We start from the raw sequence: 18,911 nt of genomic DNA on the forward strand, positions 1-18,911 counted from the left end.
GGTGGCGGCCGGGCGGCGGGAGGGTGCAAGCGACTCTGGGGTTTCGGGCGGGAGCGCGAGGGGCCGGGGAGGAGCGGGAACGCGCGAGGGGCCCGCCCCCCGGGAAGTGCTCCCGGGGATGCGGGCCCCTCGACGGCGTGCGTCGGTGGCCGATCGCGCCGCGCTCAGACGGCGAGCTTGACCATGTCCGCCTGCGGACCCTTCTGGCCCTGCGAGATCTCGAACTCGACTCGCTGTCCCTCTTCGAGGCTGCGGTAGCCATCCATCTGGATCGCGCTGTAGTGGACGAAAACATCCGCACCACCGTCGACCGCGATGAAGCCGTAGCCCTTCTCCGCGTTGAACCACTTGACGGTGCCCTGAGCCATGCCTAACTCCCCTATTACTGGCCCTTGCGCGGGGCCGCACTTCACGAACCCCGGGTCAGACCCTGCGCCGGAACGCGTCGACCGCGGCTGAATGTATCTGCCCAACTGCCCTCTGCAACAGGCCATTCGGACGGGAATTCTGGGCAGCCCGGAAAGGAGGATTGGGGAGATTCCCCTGAATCACGGGGCAAGTCGGGCCCGGCAAAAGACGCAGAAGGTACACAACGCATACGCACTTTGGCTGCTTCTTGTCAGGTCGGGGCGCGTTCTCATATGCACCCGACATGAGCAGCGGAGGGGGCTTCCCCAACTCTACCGCGCTCAACCATGCAGAATTGCCCCTTCCGCTTATGGCCGCGGAAGGGGCAATTCAAGAAAGACGGGACAACGGGTACCGCTCGGGAAACCCGGCTCAGCAGCCGCCGGCGACCGCCGGGATGATCGAGACGCCCGAGCCGGCCGGGGTGGCCGTCTCCAGGCCCTGCTCGAAGCGCACGTCGTCGTCGTTCACGTACACGTTGACGAAGCGGCGCAGCTTGCCCTGGTCGTCCAGGACGCGGGCGGCGATGCCCGCGTGGTTCTTCTCCAGGTCCGCGATGACCTCGGCGAGGGTCGCGCCCTCGGCCTGGACCTCGGACTGCCCGCCGGTGTAGGTGCGGAGGATGGTGGGGATGCGGACGTTGACGGCCATGGCGTGCGTAACCTTTCGGGGTGCCGGAGAGCCGGGAGGACCGGAGAACCGGAAAGACTGGGGAGCCGGGTGCCGGAGGGCGTCAGCGGGCCAGACCGGCGTCGCGGAACGCGTCCAGGCTCGGGCGGATGGTGGCGGTCGCCTGAGAGGTGTCGGCCACCGCGTCCAGGGTCTTGAGCCCGTCGCCGGTGTTGAGGACGACGGTGGTGAGTTCCGGGTCGATGAGACCGTTCTCCACCAGCTTGCGCGTGACGCCGACGGTCACGCCGCCCGCGGTCTCGGCGAAGATGCCCTCGGTCCGTGCGAGCAGCTTGATCGCGTCCACGACCTGCGTGTCGTCCACGTCCTCCACGGCGCCGCCGGTGCGGCGGGCGATGTCGAGGACGTACGGGCCGTCGGCCGGGTTGCCGATGGCGAGCGACTTGGCGATCGTGTTCGGCTTCTGGGGCCGTACGACGTCGTGGCCGGCCTTGAAGGCGGCCGACACCGGGGAGCAGCCCTCGGCCTGGGCGCCGAAGATCTTGTACGGCTTGTCCTCGACCAGGCCCAGCTTGACGAGCTCCTGCAGACCCTTGTCGATCTTGGTGAGCTGGGAGCCGGAGGCGATCGGGATGACGAGCTGGTCGGGGATGACCCAGCCGAGCTGCTCGCAGATCTCGTACGCGAGCGTCTTGGAGCCCTCGCCGTAGTACGGGCGCAGGTTGACGTTCACGAAGCCCCAGCCCTCGCCGAGCGGGTCGCCGATGAGCTCCGAGCAGAAGCGGTTGACGTCGTCGTAGTTGCCCTCGATGGCGACGAGGTCGCCGCCGTAGACGCCGGCCATGACGACCTTGCCCTGCTCCAGGTCGTGCGGGATGAACACGCAGGAGCGGAAGCCGGCGCGGGCGGCGGCGGCGCCGACGGCGCCGGCCAGGTTGCCGGTGGAGGAGCAGGAGAGGGTGGTGAAGCCGAAGGCGCGGGCGGCCTCGATGGCCTGGGCGACGACGCGGTCCTTGAAGGAGTGGGTCGGGTTCCCGGAGTCGTCCTTGACGAAGAGCCTGCCGGGGGCGACGCCGATCTCGCGGGCGAGGTTGTCGGCCTTGACGAGCGGGGTCCAGCCGGGGTTCAGGTTCGGCTTGTCGGCGACGTCGGCCGGGACGGGCAGGAGGGGGGCGTAGCGCCAGATGCTGGCGGGGCCGGCCTCGATGCGCCTGCGCAGCTCCTCGGGGTCGCCGGCGGGCAGGTCGTACGCGACTTCGAGCGGTCCGAAACACAGCTCGCAGGCGAAGATCGGGCCGAGGGCGAAGACTTCACCGCATTCGCGACAGGAGAGCCCGGACGCGGGACCGAGGTCGACGGTGGTGGCGGGTGCGACGGTCTGTACAGCCATGGAGGCGAGGCCCTTTCTCCTCATCTTTCTCAATGGCGAATTTTTCGCCTTGAGACGGATTTGGCACCTTCCCTAGCCGGGGGCCTCGCTGGATCACGAGACGAACCGACTGGAGGGTTGCCGGGGCTTCAACGGGCCGTTTCCCTCTGCCCCTCTGGATGAGCGGTATTCGATTGTGGGGGCGTCGGGACTTTCGTTCCCGTGCTCCGACGCGGTTGCCACCCCGACGTGCGGGGGGTCGCCGCGTTGTTCAAGACTGTAACCGAAGGCCCGGGCGCTTGGACGGCCCGTCCGAACCGCGAGATGGAGATCACGTGCTGGAAGAGGTGGAGCGCTGGCTGTCCCGGCGGTCCTGGTCCGTGGCGGACCGGCCGCTGGAGCGGATCCTCGCCGCCAAACGTGCGACGACGGTCAGCGTGGTGCTGCCGGCGCTGAACGAGGAGGCGACCGTCGGGGACATCGTGGGCGTGATCCGCCGCGAGCTGATGTCGGAGGCGGTGCCGCTCGTGGACGAGCTGGTGGTGCTCGACTCGGGCTCCACGGACCGCACGGCGGAGGTCGCCGCGGCGGCCGGGGCGCGGGTGGTCGCGCGCGACGACGTACTTCCCCGGATACCGGCCGTGCCCGGCAAGGGCGAGGTCCTGTGGCGGTCACTGATGGTGACGAGCGGGGACGTGGTGTGCTTCGTGGACGCGGATCTGCGGGACTTCTCGGCGGACTTCGTGACGGGGATCGTGGGCCCGCTCCTGACCGACCCCGACGTGCACCTCGTGAAGGCGATGTACGACCGCCCGCTGGGCGACTCCCCAGGCCAGGGGGGCCGGGTGACGGAGCTGATGGCCCGCCCGGTCCTGAACCTGCACTGGCCGCAGCTGGCCGGCTTCGTGCAGCCGCTCGGCGGCGAGTACGCGGCCCGTCGCTCGCTCCTGGAGCGGCTGCCCTTCCCGGTCGGTTACGGAGTGGAGCTGGGGCTGCTCGTGGACGCGCTGCACACGGTGGGCCTGGACGGGCTCGCGCAGGTGGACGTGGGGGTGCGCAAGCACCGGCACCAGGACGGGCACGCGCTCGGCCGGATGGCGGCGACGATCTACCGGACGGCGCAGCTGAGGCTGTCGCGGGGGCATCTGGTGCGGCCGTGGCTGACCCAGTTCGAGCGGGGCGAGGAGGGCTTCGAGCCGCGGACGTACGCGGTGGACACGGAGGAGCGGCCGCCGATGGCGGAGGTCGCGGAGTACGCGCGCCGCCGCGTGGCGTAACGCACGCTTATGACCCGTTTTACATACATTCACTGTCCATGGGTTCCATGGACTTCGGACGACGGCGTACGGGCAGGGTGCTGGCGGCGGCGGGCCTGACGGCGGTCGCGTGGGCGCCCACGGCGGCGGGCGCGGCGCCGGTGCCGCCGCCCTCCGTCCCCCTCCACGCGCACGCGTCCCCGGCGCCGGGCGCACCGGGCGCACCGGGCGCACCGGGCGCACCGGGCGCACCGGGAAAGGCGACCACTCCGCCCCACCCCCGGGGCAATGAGGAACGCCTCTGGCTGCTCGGCGGCCTGGTGGCGGCCCTTGCGGCGACGGGCCTGGTGGCGAGGGCGGCCCTGCGGGCCCACTCCGCCCCCTGACCCCTCCCGGGCCCGGCCCCCGTGACCCTGGGTGGCCGGATCCCCCTCGTCTTGTATACGTACGTTTGAGCGTTTACGGGACGGGCTAGGTTCGCCACATGGCTTCTGTGCTCGTGGCATCCAACCGCGGTCCCGTCTCGTACGTGCTCGGCGAGGACGGCTCGCTCGACACCCGCAGGGGCGGCGGCGGCCTGGTCTCCGGCCTGAGCGCCGTCTCCTCGCAGGACAGCGTGTGGGTGTGCGCGGCCCTCGGCGAGGGCGACCGGGAGGCGGTCCGGCGCGGGGTCGGGGAGCCCGGCGTCCGGATGCTGGACATCGACCCGGACGTGTACGCGGACGCGTACAACGGCATCGCGAACTCGGTGCTGTGGTTCCTCCACCACCACCTGTACGACATCCCGCGCGAGCCCGTGTACGACGCGGAGTTCCGGCGCCGCTGGGAGTCGTACCGCGCGTACAACCGCGCCTTCGCGGAGGCGCTGGCCGGGGCGGCGGACGAGGGGGCGGCGGTCCTGGTGCAGGACTACCACCTGGCCCTGGTCCCCGGGCAGCTCAGGGAGCTCCGCCCGGACCTGCGGATCGCGCACTTCACCCACACGCCGTGGGCGTCCCCCGCGTACCTGCGGATGCTGCCGGACGACGTCCGCGAGGAGCTGCTGTGGGGGATGCTCGGCGCGGACGAGCTGGGCTTCCACACCTCGGCCTGGGCCGAGTCCTTCGCGGCCGGCGCGGACGTGGCGGGCACCGGGACGCGCGTGGCGGTGCACCCGCTCGGCGTCGACGCGGAGGAGCTGCGGGCGCTCGCGTACCGGCCGGCGGTGGACGAGCGGCTGGCGGAGCTGCGGGCCGAGGTCGGCGACCGGAAGACGATCGTCCGCGTGGACCGCACCGAGCTGTCGAAGAACATCCTGCGCGGCCTGCTGGCGTACCGGGAGCTCCTGACCGCCCGCCCGGAGTGGCGCGGCCGGGTGGTGCACCTGGCGTCGGCGTACCCCTCGCGCCAGGACCTGGAGGTCTACCGCTCGTACACGACCTCGGTGGCGGCCCTGGCGGAGGAGATCAACGCGGAGTTCGGCACGGAGGACTGGACGCCGGTGCTGGTCTCGGTGAAGGACGACTTCACCCGCTCCCTGGCGGCCTACCGCCTGGCGGACGTGGCCCTGGTGAACCCGGTCCGCGACGGCATGAACCTGGTGGCCAAGGAGATACCGGTGGTCTCGGAACAGGGCTGCGCGCTCGTCCTGTCCCGGGAGGCGGGCGCGTACGAGGAGCTGCGCGAGGACGCGCTCACGGTGAACCCCTTCGACGTCTCGGAGACCGCCGAGGCCCTCCACACGGCCCTCACGATGCCCCACCCCGAACGCGCCGACCGCACGAAACGCCTGGCCACGGCATCCACGGCCCTGCCGCCGCAGCGCTGGTTCCTGAACCAGCTGGAGGCGCTGAGGGGACCCGCGTAGGACCCGGAGGAGCCCACGTGCCCACGGGACTGCGCCACTACACGAACGCCCACGAGGTCACCGCTCCCCTGATCGCGGCGTACGCGAAGGTGCGCGAGCCCCTGCTGCACCTGCCGAACTACGCCGTGCCGACCTTCGCCGAACGCCTGGAGCGTCACGGCGGAGAGCCGGGATTCGAAGCGGTGCTCGCGTTCGACGCCGAGGGGCGGCCGGTGGGTTACGCGTACGGCAACACGGTGGAGAGCGGGGACCGCTGGTGGAAGAGGATGGGCGAGGTGGACCCCGCCTTCACCCGTGCACCGGCCTTGGCCCTGAAGGAGATCGGCGTGACGGTCCCCCACCGGGGAACCGGGCTGGCACGGCGCATCCACGACGCACTCCTCGCCGGCCGCAGCGAGGCGTACGTGTCGCTGATGGTCAACGCGTCGGCCGGTGACGGGAAGGTCCGGCGGGTCTACGAGGCCTGGGGGTACGAGGCGATCGGCACGAGCCGCCCGTCCCCGGAGTCGCCCGTACTCACCGCGATGATCCGACCGGTCAGGACCGCGGCCTGACGGGGGCCGGGCTCACGCGTCCCCGTCGTCCCCGCTGTCGCCACCGTCGATGACGGTCAGCCCGGCGCCCTTCCGCGTGTACGGGTCGGGGGCGTCGGCCGGAATGCTCTGGACGGCCCGGCCCTGAGCGGCCCCGTTGCCGTTGAAGACGAAGTCGGGGCGGATGCGCCAATCACGACCGTCGGGATAGATGAAGCCCGCCTCCGCAAGCTGCTTGAGGGACCTCGACACGGTCGGCTGCGACATGCCCACCTGCTCGGCGAACTTGGCCTGGGTCTCCACCCGGACAAGACCGTGGTCCTTGCGGTTTTGGAGAGCGCACATCTTGTGGAACAGCTTGTAGCACGCCCCGCTGAGATCCGCTTCGGCCAGGGCGTTGTGGGCCTCGTACCCCATCGTGGTGTACCCACCTCCCCGGAACCAGAGCCCGTGCGCGGCACTGACCGACGAGTGCACGGTGAGGTCCTGCACCTCGCCCGTGGTCCGGTTGACCGTCTCGATCCTGGTCACTCGTCGGGCCGCGCGCAAAGGGTACCTCCGTGGCTGGGTGAAATCATCCAGGGCTGGATAGCTTCTGCCGAACCCTTCGGCATCTTATTCATTTTCGCATTCTAATCCTCCACGAAGTCGGGCTTCTATTCATTTTCGCATAGTCAATCTACAGGGCCGCAACACGGCCCAGCTGTTTGCGCAGGTCAGCGGCTCACCCCGGCCGCTCCGTCTTAAGTAGGCAAGCGCGCCCGCCGTACGGGGAGCCCCTGCGGTACTCGCTCCGCTCCGTTCCTCGGGGGTGCCCCACCCTCGCCACGGGCTCGTGCAGGCCGCCGTGGGCCGAGGTCGTGGCATCAGGAGAAGCGTGGCCGGGGTCGGTGGGTGGTTGCCGTGCACACGTGGCGGGTGCTCTTTCGGCTCTCCCGCCACCTGGGCTGACTTTCGTCGGCCGAGGTCACGACGGGGTCTCACGGGACGGGGCCGGCCGGATTCGAACCGGCGTCCTCCTACATGCGGTGAAGGCGCGACGACCGCTGCGCTACGAGCCCCGTCCCGCCCGTGATCCTACGAGACGCCCGCGCCCCGTCGCCTCCGGATATGCGGGCCCGGTCAGTCCCCCCGTACCGCCTCCGCCAGCGTCGTCAGGAAGTCCACCACGCCCGCCGGGCCCGGGACCGAGAGGTCGGCGCGGTCGGAGAGTTCCGGGACCTCGCCGGAGTCGCTGCAGACCAGGAGGCCGGGGGTGCCGTCGGCACGGAGCTTCTCCACGGCGGCGAAGGCGGGCAGGTCGCCCAGGTCGTCGCCCGCGTACAGCACGGACCCGGCACCCGCCTCCCGTGCGTACGAGGCGAGCGCCACGCCCTTGTCCACGCCCGGGGGCCGCAGCTCCAGGACCATCCGGCCGGGCTCCAGGACGAGGCCGTGGCCGGTGGCCAGGTCGGTGAGGGGGCCCTTCAGCGCTTCGAAGGCGCCTTCCGGGTCGGCGGCCCTGCGGGTGTGGACCGCGACCGCGCGGCCCTTCTCCTCGATCCAGACGCCCCGCCACGCCCCGGCCCGGTCGAGGAAGCCGGGCAGCTCGGCACGGACGGCGGCCACGCCCGGGGGGACGGGGGCGGCCTGCACCGTGCCGGTGGTGGCGTCCCAGCGTTCGGCGCCGTAGTGGCCGAGGACGACCAGGCGCTCCAGACCGGGGACGCCGGCGAAGCCGCCGTGGCGGACGGCGACCCCGGCGGGCCGGCCGGTCACGACGGCGACGGAGGCGACCCGGGGAGCGAGGGCCGCGAGGGCGGCCACGGCGCCGGGGTGGGCGCGGGCCGATTCGGGGTCGGGCACGATGTCGGCGAGCGTGCCGTCGAAGTCGAGGGCGACGACGGCCTCCTGCGGCCGCGCGAGGAGCGCGGCCAGGCCGTCGCGGCCGGCGGACGTGGTCGGATGCGGAAGGCTGGTGACCATGCTTCCGACCCTACCCACGCGGGGCGTCCCCTACCTTCCGGATCTCCCGGCGCCCGCGCCCGCCCGCCTTCTTCCGGCCTTTCCGCCGCCGTCCGCCCGCCTCCCGCGCCCGCCTACCTCCTGCGCTGCCGCTCCTCGCGGACCCGGCGCAGGCGGTTGACCGTCACCGGGTCGTGGGCCAGGGCGCGCGGGTCGTCGAGGAGGGCGTTGAGGAGCTGGTAGTAGCGGGTCGGGGATAGGCCCAGGCCCTCGCGGACGGCCCGCTCCTTGGCGCCGGGCCCCGGCCAGGAGCGGCGCTCGACGGCGAGGAGGGCCCGCTCCTGCTCGGTGAGGGGGGCTGGGCCCCGGGCGGTCCCGGACTCGCCGTCCTCACCACGCGTCGCTTCCCGGTCCTCGCTCATACGACCAACTTATTACTCGGCAGCCTCCGCCGCCGTCGCCACGCGTCCGATCGAGCCCAGGACCTCGGCCGGGCGGCCGGTCGGGGTGACGGCCTTGCCGATGTTCTGCTTGACGTTCTCGCTGACCTTGGCCCACGAGGTCTTGCCGACCGGCGGGAGCTGCGCGTCGGGGAGGACCTTGAGGAAGACGCGCAGGTTGGCGTGCTCGGGGTCGGTCTCCATGCGGGTGGAGGCGCTGACGGTGACCGGCAGCAGGTCGTTGTCCCCGGCGAACTTCAGGACGTTCTCGTCGTTGAAGGCGAAGTTCAGGAAGTCGCCGATCTCCTTGCGGTGGCCGTTCTGCTTGAAGCCCATGATCCAGTCGGCGACGCCCATGGAGGTCTTGGAGGGGCCGTCGGCGCCGGGGAGCGGGACCTGCCCGACCTCGACGCCCTTCTTCGCGGCCTCCTTGAGGAGCGAGGGGTGGCCGTTGAGCATGCCGACCTCGCCGTTCGCGAAGGCGGTGAAGGCGGCCTTGCGGTTGAGCTTGCCGGGGGCGACGGGTCCGGTGAGGTCCTTGCCGACGAGGTTGGTCCGCAGCCACTCGAAGGTGCGCACGTTGGTCTCGGAGTCGACCGCGTAGTGGTCGCTGGCGTCGGTCCAGCCGCCCTCGCCCGCGAGCAGCCACATCATGGCCTCGGCCTGGGCCTCCTCGGGGCCGAGCGGCAGCGCGAAGGGGGTCCGGACGCCCTCCTTCTTGAGCTTCGCGGCGGCCGCGGCCAGCTCGTTCCAGGTGGTGGGCGGCGTGACGCCGGCCTTCTCGAAGAGGGCCTTGTTGTAGAAGAGGGGGCGCGTGGAGGCGACGAAGGGCAGGCCGTACTGGGTCTGCTTGTGCTCGCCCGCGGCGGCGAGCCGGGGGAGGAAGTTGGCCTGGACGGGTATGGAGAGGAGTTCGTCGGCGGAGTAGAGCTGGCCGGCGGCCGCGTAGTCGGCGTAGGCGCCGATCTGCGCGATGTCGGGGGCCTGGCCGGCCTCGACCATCTCGGCGACCTTGCGGTCGACGTCGTCCCAGGACTCGACCTGGACCTGGATCTTGATCCCGGGGTGCTTCGCCTCGAAGGCGGCGGCGAGGTCGGTCCAGTACTTCTTGGTGGAGTCGCCGCCGGTCAGGTCGTACTCGGCGGCGACCAGCTTCAGGGTCACGTCGCCGGAGTCGCCGCCCAGGGAACCGCAGCCGGAGACCGTCATGGTCAGGCCGAGGGCCGCGGCGGCCGCGGTCAGTCCAAGAAATCGTCGCCGCTCCACGGCTTCATCCACCTTTTGCTCGTCGTTGAGCTGCACTGAGCTGCACGTTTGCTCTCGTCAGGGCCGCAAGTCTGCCCCGCACCCGCCATAAGGTCTACACCACTCGGATATCACTTCCGCAACACCCTTTCCGAAATGCCGCGGATCGGACGCCCCGGGGAGGCGGGGGACGGGCCCGCGCTCCGGGAATCGAATTTGTATCCGCACGCAACAATCCTCGGCAGTGGACTAGACCTTTTGCCCCTCCGCGCGCCAGACTGTTCCACGTGAAACACGTCATCGCCCTGGATGTGGGCGGCACCGGCATGAAGGCCGCCCTCGTCGGGGCGGACGGCACCCTGCTCCACGAGGCCCGCCGCGCCACCGGGCGCGACCGGGGCCCCGAGGCCGTGGTCGAGACGATCCTCGGCTTCGCGGAGGACCTCCGCCTCCTCGGCCAGGAGCGGTACGGAGAGCCCGCCGCGGCCGCCGGAGTCGCCGTCCCCGGAATCGTCGACGCCGACAACGGCATCGCCGTCTACGCCGCCAACCTCGGCTGGCGCGACGTTCCCATGCGCGAACTCCTCAGCCGCCGCCTCGACGGCATCCCCGTCGCCCTCGGCCACGACGTGCGCACCGGCGGCCTCGCCGAGGGCCGCATCGGCGCGGGCAACGGCGCCGACCGCTTCCTCTTCGTGCCCCTCGGCACCGGCATCGCCGGCGCCATCGGCATCGGCGACCGCATCGAGGCCGGCGCCCACGGCTACGCCGGCGAGATCGGCCACATCGTCGTGCGCCCCGGCGGCACCGCCTGTGGCTGCGGCCAGCGCGGCTGCCTGGAGCGGTACGCCTCCGCCTCCGCCGTCTCCTTCGCCTGGGCCGAGGCCGGCGGCGACCCGGAGGCCGACGCCGCCGACTGCGCCAAGGCCGTCGACTCCGGCGACCCCATCGCCGTACGGGTCTGGCAGGACGCCGTCGACGCCCTCGCGGACGGCCTGGTCACCGCGCTCACCCTGCTGGACCCCCGCACGCTCATCATCGGTGGCGGTCTCGCCGAAGCCGGGGAAACCTTGTTCACACCACTTCGGGCCGCGGTGGAAGAGCGAGTCACGTTCCAGAAGCTGCCCGCCATCGTCCCGGCGGCCCTCGGGGACACCGCCGGTTGCCTGGGCGCGGGCCTCCTCGCCTGGGACCTGCTCGCCGCCCAGCGCCCCACCGACTCGGAGGTTTCCGCCTGATGGCAGATCACAAGGTTCTCACCGGCGCACACGTCGTGCTGCCGACCGGGATCGTCGAGAACGGACGCGTGATCGTCGACGGCGGCCTCATCGCCGGCAGCGCGCCGGAGGACGCCGAGCGCATCGACCTGACCGGCCACTGGCTCGTCCCCGGCTTCGTGGACACGCACAACCACGGCGGCGGCGGCGCGTCCTTCACCTCCGGCACCGCCGAGGAGGTCCTCCAGGGCGTCCGGACCCACCGCCTGCACGGCACCACCACCACCGTGGCCTCCCTCGTCACCGGCGAGATGGACTTCCTCACCGAACGGGCCGGGCTCCTCTCCGAGCTGGCCGAGCAGGGCGAGATCGCCGGCATCCACTTCGAGGGCCCGTTCATCTCCCCCTGCCGCAAGGGCGCCCACGACGAGACGCTGCTGCGCTACCCGGACCCGGCCGAGGTCCGCAAGCTGGTCGACGCCGCGCACGGGCACGCCAAGATGGTCACCCTCGCCACCGAGCTGCCCGGCGGCCTGGACTCCGTGCGCCTCCTCGCCGAACACGGCGTGATCGCCGCCATCGGCCACACCGACGCCACGTACGAGCAGACCGTCGCCGCCATCGACGCGGGCGCCACCGTCGCCACCCACCTCTACAACGCGATGCCCGCCCTCGGCCACCGCGCCCCCGGCCCGATCGCCGCCCTCCTGGAGGACGAGCGGATCACCGTCGAGCTCATCAACGACGGCACCCACCTGCACCCCGCCGCCCTGGAGCTGGCCTTCCACCACGCGGGCCCCGGGCGCGTCGCCCTCATCACCGACGCCATGGACGCCGCCGGCTTCGGCGACGGCCGCTACATGCTCGGCCCCCTGGAGGTCGAGGTGAAGGACAGCGTCGCCCGGCTCGTGGAGGGCGGCTCCATCGCCGGCTCCACCCTCACCCTGGACCGCGCCTTCAAGCGTTCCGTCACCGTCGACGGCCTGCCCGTCGAGTCGGTCGTCCAGGCCATCTCCGCCAACCCGGCCCGCCTCCTCGGCCTGTACGACCGGGTCGGCTCCCTGGAGCCCGGCAAGGACGCCGACATCGTCGTCCTCGACGCGGACTTCACCCTCAAGGGCGTCATGCGCAAGGGCGCCTGGGTCGTCGAACCGGCGCTCGCGGCGGCCGTCTGATCAGGAGTCATGCGGAAGGGCGGCGGGCCGGGGTCTGGGCCTGCCGCCTTTCCTTTGGCATGATCAGGGGCCGTCGGAACGTACGTTCCACGGGTCTTCACAGGGAGTACGGGGGGTGGACAGGTGATCGTGACGGTCACCCTCAACACGGCGCTGGACCTGACCTACCGGGTCCCCGCCCTCACCCCGCGCGCCTCCCACCGGGTCACCCAGGTGATCGAGCGCCCCGGCGGCAAGGGGCTCAACGTCGCCCGGGTCCTCGCCGCCCTCGGGTACGAGACCGTCGCCACCGGCTTCGCGGGCGGCGCCACCGGGGCCGTCCTGCGGGACGGGCTCGCGGCGACCCCGGTCCGGGACGAGCTGGTCGAGACGGCCGGGTCCACCCGCCGCACGGTCGCGGTCGTCGACGCCGCCGACGGGGACACCACCCAGCTCAACGAGCCGGGGCCGACCGTCACCGCCGCCGAGTGGGACGCCTTCCGGGCCCGGTTCGCCTCGCTCCTCGACGGCGCCGCCGCCGTCGCCCTGTGCGGCAGCCTCCCGCCGGGCATCCACGTCGGCGCGTACGCGGAGCTCGTCCGGCTCGCGCGCGCCGCCGCCGTGCCCGTCCTCCTCGACACCAGCGGCGAGCCGCTGCGGCGGGGCATCGCGGCCCGCCCCGACCTGGTCAAGCCGAACGCGGACGAGCTGGCCCAGCTCACCGGCGCCCGCGAGCCCCGCCGGGCCACCCTGGACGCGCGCCGCCGGGGGGCCCACGCGGTGGTCTCCTCGCTCGGTCCCGAGGGCCTGCTCGCCGCCACCCCCGAGGGCCTGTGGCGCGCGACCCCGCCGGCCCCCGTCAAGGGCAACCCGACGGGCGCGGGCGACTCGGCCGTCGCCGGCCTGCTCTCGGGCCTGGTCGACGGCGTCCCCTGGCCGGACCGCCTGGTCCGCGCGGTCGCCCTCTCGGCGGCGACGGTCCTCTCCCCGGTGGCGGGGGAGTTCGACGCGGGGGCGTACGAGGAGCTGCTGGGGCGGGTGAAAACGACGGAGGAGACCCCGTAGGGCCTCCTCCCGGAAGAACTCAGGAACTCGTGACCTCGCGCGTCAGCGCTTTCCGGTCTGTCCGGCCTCCAGGTAGACCTGGTCCAGGATCGCGTCGCAGGAGTCGCCCGGCTCGCAGGAGATCTTGAGCGAGTTGCTCGTGCCCTGCTTGAGCTTCACGTAGGAGTAGGTGTAGGTCCACCCCTTCTCCCACTCGCCCTCGGGAGCCTTCGCCCAGTTGGCCATGTTGATCTCGCGGGGCTTCTCGCCGTTGACCGTCAGCGAGGTCTTGGCGTCCTTGCCGGGCACGCTGTACACGATCCGGAGGGTGTAGTCCCCGGTGCTCGGCACGTCCACGGTCCAGCTCGCGGAGCCGCCCTGGCCGTTGAAGACCACGTAGGCGCCGCCCGGGCCCTTCGCGCCCTTCACGGCCGTGTCGAGCTTGGCCGGGCCGCCGAGCTGGAGGGTGGCCGCGTCCTGCCTCGGCAGGTCGGTCGGAGTCGGCTTCGCCGAGCTCGGCTCGCTGCTCGGGGTCTCCGACGGCTGGGAGGACGCCGTCGGCGTGGGCGTGGTGCCGCCCGCCTTGTCGTCCGGGGTGTCCTTGTTCATGTTGGTGATCACCGCCGCCGCGATGCCGAGCACCACGACCGCGACGACCGCGACCGCGCCGATCAGCAGGCCCCGCGTGTTGGGGCCCCGGCCCGAGCCGCCGCGCTGCGGGGGCGGCGGGGTCCGGCGGGGCGGCTGGTGGCCGCCGTAGGTCTCGGGCGCGGCGTACTGCGCGTGCGGCTGCCCGTACGGCGCCTGCTGCTGCGGCGGCACGTACGGCTGCGCGTGCTGCTGGCCGCCGCCGTACTGGCGGCGGTCGCCGACCGTTCTGACCTGGTTGTACGAGGTCCGGGGCACGCCCGGCTGAGCGGGGCCGGGACCGGGGTAGCCGTAGCCGCCGCCCTGCGGGGGCTGCGCGCCCGCCGCCCGTCCGTCCTCGTACAGGTAGCCGAACGGATCGTCGTCCTCGGGCTTGTTCGAGCCGTCGTTACCGGCAGCCATCCGGGTCATCCTCTCCATGCTCGCCAGCCGTCGCCGACCGGGCGAGCCTACCCCGAACGGGCCATTCCCCGACTCGGACCCTTGACCTGGTGGGGGGTGGCGTGCACGTCAGCCGGCTCGGCGCTGGACCTTGGCGCGGGAGCGTTTCTCCACGTACATGCGCTGGTCGGCGGAGTTCAGGACCTCCTCCACGGACATGCCGCACTCGGCCCAGCCGATGCCGAAACTGGCCCCGACGCGCACCGCGCGCCCGTCCACCCGGATGGGCGGGATGATCGCGTTCCGGAGGCGTACGGCCAGGTCGGCGGCGTCGGCCGCGCCGAGGCCGTCGGCGAGGACGACGAACTCGTCGCCGCCGAGCCGGGCGACGGTGTCCCCGTCCCGGACGCCGGTGGTGAGCCGCCGGGCCACCTCGATGAGGACGGCGTCGCCGGTGTGGTGCCCGAAGCGGTCGTTGATCGACTTGAAGCCGTCGAGGTCGCAGAAGAGGACCGCGAGCCCCTTGGTGCCGTCGTCGGCCTCGCCGCCGGAGGGAGCCACCATGTGCACGTGGTGGTCGTACGGGCCCGCGCCGCCCGCCGGCTCGAAGCCGAAGCCGTGCTCGTGCTCGTACGGCTCGTAGCCGGAGCCCGGTCCGGAGCCGGGGACGGGCCCGTACCCGTAGCCGTCGCCGTACGCGCCGGGGGCGTCCGCCGGGCGCTCGCAGAGCCGGGCGGAGAGCCGGGAGCGCAGCTCGGCGCTGTTGGGGAGGCCGGTGAGGGCGTCGTGCGAGGCGCGGTGGGCGAGCTGGAGCTCGTGGCGCTTGCGCTCCTCGATGTCCTCGACGTGGGTGAGGAGGAAGCGGGGGCCGTCGGCGGTGTCGGCGACGACCGAGTTCCGCAGGGAGACCCAGACGTAGGTGCCGTCGCGGCGGGCGAGCCGCAGCTCGGCCCGGCCGCCCTCGGCGGAGGTCCGCAGCAGGGTGCCGATGTCCTCGGGGTGGACGAGGTCGGCGAAGGAGTAGCGGCGCATCACGGAGGCGGGCCGGCCGAGGAGCCGGCACAGGGCGTCGTTGGTGCGCAGGAGCCGGCCGTGCTGGTCGCCGCCCATCTCGGCGATGGCCATGCCGGAGGGGGCGTACTCGAAGGCCTGGCGGAAGGATTCCTCACTGGCGCGGAGGGCCTGCTGCTCCCGTTCGAGCCGGACCAGGGCCCGCTGCATGTTGGAGCGGAGGCGGGCGTTGCTGATGGCGATGGCCGACTGCGAGGCGTACATCTGGAGCGCTTCCTGGCCCCAGGGGCCGGGGTGCCGGCCGTTGCGCGGGCGGTCGACGGATATGACCCCGAGGAGCTCGCGGCCCGATCCCGAGGCGTACATCGGGGCGTAGAGCCGGTCGTGGGGGTGCCACTCGTCCTCGAAGCGGGGGGCGGGGCCGTCGGTGTGCCACTGGGGGACGTCGTCGTCCAGCAGGACCCAGCCCTCGGTGTGCGGTATGAACCGCAGGTCGCCCCAGGCGATCCCCATGGAGAGGCGGCGCTCCCAGGCCGCGCGGGAGCCGACCCGGCCGGTGATCAGGGCCTCGGCGGCGGAGCTTCCGGCGAAGGCGGCGACGACGAGGTCACCGTCGGGGCGCACGAGGTTGACGCAGGCCAGCTCGTAGTTGAGACCGGCGACCACGCCGTCCGCGACGGTCTGCAGGGTGTCCGCCAGACTGCGGGCGGTGTTGAGGTCCGTCACGACCTGATGCAGCTGCCGCAGGGTCGAGAGACGGACGTACGGCTCCGACTCGGTCTCCATCGCTCGCTCTCCCCGAGACCTCGACAGCAACTCCAGGGTGTCTGATCGGCTTCCTGTCGCACGTTCGCGTTTCCATGAGGACTGTGTTTGCCACTGAATCACAGTGAGCTGCGCAGCCGGTACACAGGGTCAGCAAATACTGGCCGCTGTGACTCAAGTCACAGCAGGTCACGGCGGGTCGGCCGGGGCTCGGCGGAGCCGTCGGCGGGAACTTCCGCCGGGCCTCCTCCGGGGGTCCTAGGACCGGCGGGGGGCACGGGCCTGGTCCCCCCGCCCGATGCGGCCGGCGGGCGGCCGTCCTAGCGTCGGGAGGGTGCTGCAGAAGACCGCCTCCCCGCCCCCCGCGACCGACCTGGCGATCCCCCATGCTGAGGGGGTGAGCAACGAAGAGTTCCGGGCGGCGATGTCCCGCCTCGCGTCGGGCGTGGTCCTGGTGACCGCGCACGACCCCGACGACGGTCCGCGCGGCGAGGACGTCGGCATGACGGCCACCGCCTTCACGTCGGTCTCGCTCGACCCGCCCCTGGTCCTGATCAGCCTCCGCAACGGCTCCCGCATGGACGACCTGCTTTCCGAGGTCCCCGTCTGGGCGGTCTCGGTGCTCTCCGAGAACCAGCGGCACATCGCCGGGCGCTTCTCGATGAAGAACCGCGTCAGCGACCGGCTCCTCTTCGCCGACGTGCCGTACGTCCGGGGCGAGGCGAGCGGCGCCCCGCTCATGGGCGGCGCGCTCTCGGTCCTGGAGTGCCGCACCGAGAACCGGGTCGTGGCCGGCGACCACACGCTGGTGGTGGGCCGGGTCCTGACGGCGGGCGTGTCGCCGGCGGACGGCAGCGGGCCCCTGACGTACTTCCAGGGGAAGTACCGACAGCTGGGGCGATAGCCCGTCGTCTTTCGGGGGCGGCTCCGGTCGCGGCTCGGCCCGGTTGTGCCTCGGCTCCGATCGCGGCTCGGCTCCGATCGCGGCTCGGCCCGGTTGTGCCTAGGCCCGGTTGTGCCCGGCTCCGGTCGCGGCCCGGTCGCGGCTCGGCTCCGGTCGCGCCTCAGCCCCAGTCGCGGGACCGCCGGGTGCGCTTGGTCTCCGAGCGCTGCTTCTTCTCCCGCAGCCGCCGCTCGTTGACGCCGCGCGGGATCTTCGTCGGCCTGCGGGGCTTCGGCGGCGGGGCCGTCGCCTCGGCGAGGAGGGCGGCCAGGCGGACCGCCGCCGTCTCGCGGTTGCGCCACTGCGAGCGGTGCTCCGAGGCCCGTACGGTCACGACCCCGTCGACCAGGCGGGAGGCGAGCCGCTCCAGGGCGCGGGCCTTCCACACCTCGGGGAGCGCGTCGGTGGCCGCGAGGTCGAAGCGGAGCTCGACCCGCGAGTCGCTGGTGTTGACGTGCTGTCCGCCCGGACCCGACGAACGCGAGAAACGCCACTGGAGCTCGGCCTCGGGGAGCGAGACGGAGCCGCGAACGGGATACGGACCGGACATGCCCCCCATGTTCCCCGCACTGGGCCGTCGGAGTCATCCTGATTTCCGTCCGGGACGGTCCGGGACGGAACGGGAACCGTCGGGGGGCCACACGCGTTTCTCCAGGCGACGACACCACGATGAAAGGGACTTTCCATGGCTGTGAGCCTGTCCAAGGGCGGCAACGTCTCCCTGACCAAGGAGGCCCCGGGCCTCGCCGCCGTCACCGTGGGCCTCGGCTGGGACGTCCGCACCACCACCGGCACCGACTTCGACCTCGACGCCTCCGCGATCGGTGTGGACGCCGCCGGGAAGGTCGCCTCCGACGCCCACTTCGTCTTCTTCAACAACAAGTCGACGCCGGACCAGACCATCGTCCACACCGGTGACAACCGCACCGGCGAGGGCGGCGGCGACGACGAGCAGATCAACGTCAACCTCGCGGCCCTCCCGCCGAACGTCGACAAGATCGTCTTCCCGGTCTCCATCTACGACGCGGTCTCCCGCTCGCAGAACTTCGGCCAGGTCCGCAACGCGTACATCCGCATCGTGAACCAGGCCGGCGGCGCCGAGCTCGCCCGCTACGACCTCTCCGAGGACGCGGCGACCGAGACGGCCATGGTCTTCGGCGAGCTGTACCGCAACGGCGCGGAGTGGAAGTTCCGCGCGGTCGGCCAGGGCTACGCCTCGGGCCTGGAGGGCATCGCCCGCGACTTCGGCGTCAACCTCTGACCTCCGGTCGGAACCTCTGACATCCGACCGGAACCTCTGACCTCCGGTCGGAACCTCTGACGTCCGGCCGGCCCATGGGCCGGCACCCCGACGCCGGGCTCCGGAACCACACGTGTGGTTCCGGAGCCCGGCGTCGTCGTTTCGTTTTGAACAAGGTTCCCGCGAACCCTCCCTGGAAGGCGTTTCCCCCTATAGCGTGCGCCTCTTCGACCAGATGAACGACCCTGTGGGGGGGATCGATGTACGACAACGACGAAGACGGCAGAGAATCCGGAGTCCGGAGCGGAGTCGGACGGCGGCGCGGGCGGGGGGCCCGGGCGGCCCGACTGGTGCGGCAGACGCTGGCGGGCCTGGCACTCGTCGGCGTCACCGTCGCCTGCGGGCCCGTGGCGGCCGACGACTCCCCCGCCACCCCGGCCCCGGTCCCCACCTCGGCGACGCCGACCCCGGAGCCGACCCCGACTCCCACGCCAAGCCCGTCCACCGCGGAGCCCACGCCCAGCGCCACGACCACGGCTCCCCCGCCCACCACCGAGCCGCCGGCGCCGCCGAAGGCGAAGCCCACGACCCGGCCCCCGGCGACGCCGAAGGCGACCCGGGCCCCGAAGCCCACCACCCAGGCGCCCGCGCCGAAGCGCACGACGGCGGCCGCCGAGGCCACCTGCGAGATCGTCTCCAACGCCGGGAACTGCTACGACGCGGGCCAGTTCTGCCGGAAGGCCGACCTGGGCAGGTCCACGCACGCGGCCAACCGACGCATGATCCACTGCGTGATGGACGGCGACCGAGCCCGCTGGAAGTACTGAACCGCTGACG

General features: G+C 72.4%; 20 protein-coding genes, 1 tRNA gene and 1 riboswitch. Of the genes, 10 read left to right on the plus strand and 11 right to left on the minus strand.

What is annotated here, in order from left to right; all coding sequences use genetic code 11:
• Positions 1-164: 164 nt before the first annotated feature.
• The 3 genes from OO47_RS23100 to thrC form a co-directional block, all read right to left on the minus strand.
• A complete protein-coding gene (locus OO47_RS23100) occupies positions 165-368 on the minus strand; it encodes a cold-shock protein (protein WP_015035246.1) in 204 nt (67 codons plus the stop codon).
• Between the two features lie 412 nt (positions 369-780).
• Positions 781-1,059, minus strand: coding sequence for a MoaD/ThiS family protein (locus OO47_RS23105; RefSeq protein WP_030221840.1), 279 nt, complete (start codon positions 1,057-1,059; stop codon positions 781-783).
• A gap of 82 nt (positions 1,060-1,141) precedes the next feature.
• Positions 1,142-2,452 (minus strand): threonine synthase, encoded by a 1,311-nt coding sequence (gene thrC, locus OO47_RS23110; RefSeq protein ID WP_078489837.1) that lies wholly within the window; start codon positions 2,450-2,452, stop codon positions 1,142-1,144.
• Positions 2,446-2,593, minus strand: a riboswitch (SAM riboswitch). It overlaps the preceding gene by 7 nt.
• A 149-nt stretch (positions 2,594-2,742) precedes the next feature.
• Between thrC and OO47_RS23115 the strand changes: the two genes are divergently transcribed.
• From OO47_RS23115 to OO47_RS23130, 4 genes are all read left to right on the plus strand, one after another.
• Complete coding sequence (locus OO47_RS23115; RefSeq protein ID WP_030221834.1) at positions 2,743-3,684, plus strand: glucosyl-3-phosphoglycerate synthase; 942 nt, start codon at positions 2,743-2,745, stop codon at positions 3,682-3,684.
• Positions 3,685-3,722: 38 nt separating this feature from the next.
• Complete coding sequence (locus OO47_RS23120) at positions 3,723-4,049, plus strand: hypothetical protein (RefSeq protein WP_158708690.1); 327 nt, start codon at positions 3,723-3,725, stop codon at positions 4,047-4,049.
• A 98-nt stretch (positions 4,050-4,147) separates the two neighbouring features.
• Positions 4,148-5,509 (plus strand): alpha,alpha-trehalose-phosphate synthase (UDP-forming), encoded by a 1,362-nt coding sequence (locus OO47_RS23125; RefSeq protein ID WP_030221827.1) that lies wholly within the window; start codon positions 4,148-4,150, stop codon positions 5,507-5,509.
• Positions 5,510-5,526: 17 nt separating this feature from the next.
• A complete protein-coding gene (locus OO47_RS23130) occupies positions 5,527-6,063 on the plus strand; it encodes a hypothetical protein (RefSeq protein ID WP_051716355.1) in 537 nt (178 codons plus the stop codon).
• Positions 6,064-6,075: 12 nt separating this feature from the next.
• Here the strand turns inward: OO47_RS23130 and OO47_RS23135 are convergent, their stop codons facing one another.
• The 5 genes from OO47_RS23135 to OO47_RS23155 form a co-directional block, all read right to left on the minus strand.
• Entirely contained in the window at positions 6,076-6,573 is a 498-nt protein-coding gene (locus tag OO47_RS23135) for a helix-turn-helix domain-containing protein (RefSeq protein ID WP_030221821.1), read from the minus strand.
• A gap of 457 nt (positions 6,574-7,030) precedes the next feature.
• A tRNA-Ala gene (locus tag OO47_RS23140) sits at positions 7,031-7,104 on the minus strand.
• 60 nt (positions 7,105-7,164) lie between these two features.
• Positions 7,165-8,007 carry a trehalose-phosphatase gene (otsB, locus tag OO47_RS23145; protein ID WP_030221818.1) on the minus strand — a complete coding sequence of 281 codons (843 nt, stop codon included), beginning with the start codon at positions 8,005-8,007 and terminating at the stop codon, positions 7,165-7,167.
• A 113-nt stretch (positions 8,008-8,120) separates the two neighbouring features.
• Positions 8,121-8,408, minus strand: a complete 288-nt coding sequence (locus OO47_RS23150; RefSeq protein WP_030221816.1) for a DUF3263 domain-containing protein — start codon at positions 8,406-8,408, stop codon at positions 8,121-8,123.
• A gap of 12 nt (positions 8,409-8,420) precedes the next feature.
• Entirely contained in the window at positions 8,421-9,704 is a 1,284-nt protein-coding gene (locus tag OO47_RS23155; protein WP_030221814.1) for an extracellular solute-binding protein, read from the minus strand.
• A gap of 254 nt (positions 9,705-9,958) precedes the next feature.
• On the opposite strand from OO47_RS23155, the gene OO47_RS23160 reads away from it, so the two are divergent.
• The 3 genes from OO47_RS23160 to OO47_RS23170 all read left to right on the plus strand — a co-directional run bounded on the left by OO47_RS23160 (position 9,959) and on the right by OO47_RS23170 (position 13,107).
• Positions 9,959-10,909, plus strand: coding sequence for an ROK family protein (locus OO47_RS23160; RefSeq protein ID WP_030221812.1), 951 nt, complete (start codon positions 9,959-9,961; stop codon positions 10,907-10,909).
• Positions 10,909-12,063, plus strand: a complete 1,155-nt coding sequence (nagA, locus tag OO47_RS23165) for an N-acetylglucosamine-6-phosphate deacetylase (protein ID WP_030221810.1) — start codon at positions 10,909-10,911, stop codon at positions 12,061-12,063. The genes OO47_RS23160 and nagA overlap by 1 nt, the downstream gene beginning before the upstream one ends.
• 123 nt (positions 12,064-12,186) lie before the next feature.
• On the plus strand, positions 12,187-13,107 hold the full coding sequence (locus tag OO47_RS23170; protein WP_030221808.1) for a 1-phosphofructokinase family hexose kinase: 921 nt from the start codon (positions 12,187-12,189) through the stop codon (positions 13,105-13,107).
• Between the two features lie 42 nt (positions 13,108-13,149).
• Here OO47_RS23170 and OO47_RS23175 read toward each other — a convergent pair whose 3' ends face one another.
• Both OO47_RS23175 and cdgB read right to left on the minus strand, forming a co-directional pair.
• The gene (locus OO47_RS23175) at positions 13,150-14,136 is read right to left on the minus strand and encodes a carbohydrate-binding protein (RefSeq protein ID WP_030221806.1); all 987 of its coding nucleotides are present in this window, start codon (positions 14,134-14,136) and stop codon (positions 13,150-13,152) included.
• Positions 14,137-14,244: 108 nt separating this feature from the next.
• Positions 14,245-15,912 (minus strand): diguanylate cyclase CdgB, encoded by a 1,668-nt coding sequence (gene cdgB / locus OO47_RS23180; RefSeq protein ID WP_030221803.1) that lies wholly within the window; start codon positions 15,910-15,912, stop codon positions 14,245-14,247.
• Between the two features lie 313 nt (positions 15,913-16,225).
• On the opposite strand from cdgB, the gene OO47_RS23185 reads away from it, so the two are divergent.
• Positions 16,226-16,795 (plus strand): flavin reductase family protein, encoded by a 570-nt coding sequence (locus tag OO47_RS23185; protein WP_030221802.1) that lies wholly within the window; start codon positions 16,226-16,228, stop codon positions 16,793-16,795.
• A gap of 160 nt (positions 16,796-16,955) precedes the next feature.
• Here OO47_RS23185 and arfB read toward each other — a convergent pair whose 3' ends face one another.
• Positions 16,956-17,393, minus strand: a complete 438-nt coding sequence (arfB, locus tag OO47_RS23190; protein ID WP_030221800.1) for an alternative ribosome rescue aminoacyl-tRNA hydrolase ArfB — start codon at positions 17,391-17,393, stop codon at positions 16,956-16,958.
• A 126-nt stretch (positions 17,394-17,519) separates the two neighbouring features.
• Between arfB and OO47_RS23195 the strand changes: the two genes are divergently transcribed.
• Positions 17,520-18,095 carry a TerD family protein gene (locus OO47_RS23195; RefSeq protein WP_030221799.1) on the plus strand — a complete coding sequence of 192 codons (576 nt, stop codon included), beginning with the start codon at positions 17,520-17,522 and terminating at the stop codon, positions 18,093-18,095.
• Between the two features lie 329 nt (positions 18,096-18,424).
• Positions 18,425-18,901, plus strand: coding sequence for a hypothetical protein (locus OO47_RS37360; RefSeq protein ID WP_033210040.1), 477 nt, complete (start codon positions 18,425-18,427; stop codon positions 18,899-18,901).
• Positions 18,902-18,911: the final 10 nt, after the last annotated feature.

The sequence above is a fragment of the Streptomyces bikiniensis genome, from assembly GCF_000716625.1.
Lineage (GTDB): Bacteria > Actinomycetota > Actinomycetes > Streptomycetales > Streptomycetaceae > Streptomyces > Streptomyces bikiniensis.

What these genes read in the sequence shown, in the direction of transcription:
- otsB (WP_030221818.1), bottom strand. Translation starts at nt 8,007, where the DNA reads ATGGTCACCAGCCTTCCGCATCCGACCACGTCCGCCGGCCGCGACGGC.
- OO47_RS23125 (WP_030221827.1), top strand. Translation starts at nt 4,148, where the DNA reads ATGGCTTCTGTGCTCGTGGCATCCAACCGCGGTCCCGTCTCGTACGTG.
- OO47_RS23195 (WP_030221799.1), top strand. Translation starts at nt 17,520, where the DNA reads ATGGCTGTGAGCCTGTCCAAGGGCGGCAACGTCTCCCTGACCAAGGAG.
- nagA (WP_030221810.1), top strand. Translation starts at nt 10,909, where the DNA reads ATGGCAGATCACAAGGTTCTCACCGGCGCACACGTCGTGCTGCCGACC.
- thrC (WP_078489837.1), bottom strand. Translation starts at nt 2,452, where the DNA reads ATGAGGAGAAAGGGCCTCGCCTCCATGGCTGTACAGACCGTCGCACCC.
- arfB (WP_030221800.1), bottom strand. Translation starts at nt 17,393, where the DNA reads ATGGGGGGCATGTCCGGTCCGTATCCCGTTCGCGGCTCCGTCTCGCTC.
- OO47_RS23120 (WP_158708690.1), top strand. Translation starts at nt 3,723, where the DNA reads ATGGGTTCCATGGACTTCGGACGACGGCGTACGGGCAGGGTGCTGGCG.
- OO47_RS23175 (WP_030221806.1), bottom strand. Translation starts at nt 14,136, where the DNA reads ATGGCTGCCGGTAACGACGGCTCGAACAAGCCCGAGGACGACGATCCG.
- OO47_RS23105 (WP_030221840.1), bottom strand. Translation starts at nt 1,059, where the DNA reads ATGGCCGTCAACGTCCGCATCCCCACCATCCTCCGCACCTACACCGGC.
- cdgB (WP_030221803.1), bottom strand. Translation starts at nt 15,912, where the DNA reads ATGGAGACCGAGTCGGAGCCGTACGTCCGTCTCTCGACCCTGCGGCAG.
- OO47_RS23100 (WP_015035246.1), bottom strand. Translation starts at nt 368, where the DNA reads ATGGCTCAGGGCACCGTCAAGTGGTTCAACGCGGAGAAGGGCTACGGC.
- OO47_RS23150 (WP_030221816.1), bottom strand. Translation starts at nt 8,408, where the DNA reads ATGAGCGAGGACCGGGAAGCGACGCGTGGTGAGGACGGCGAGTCCGGG.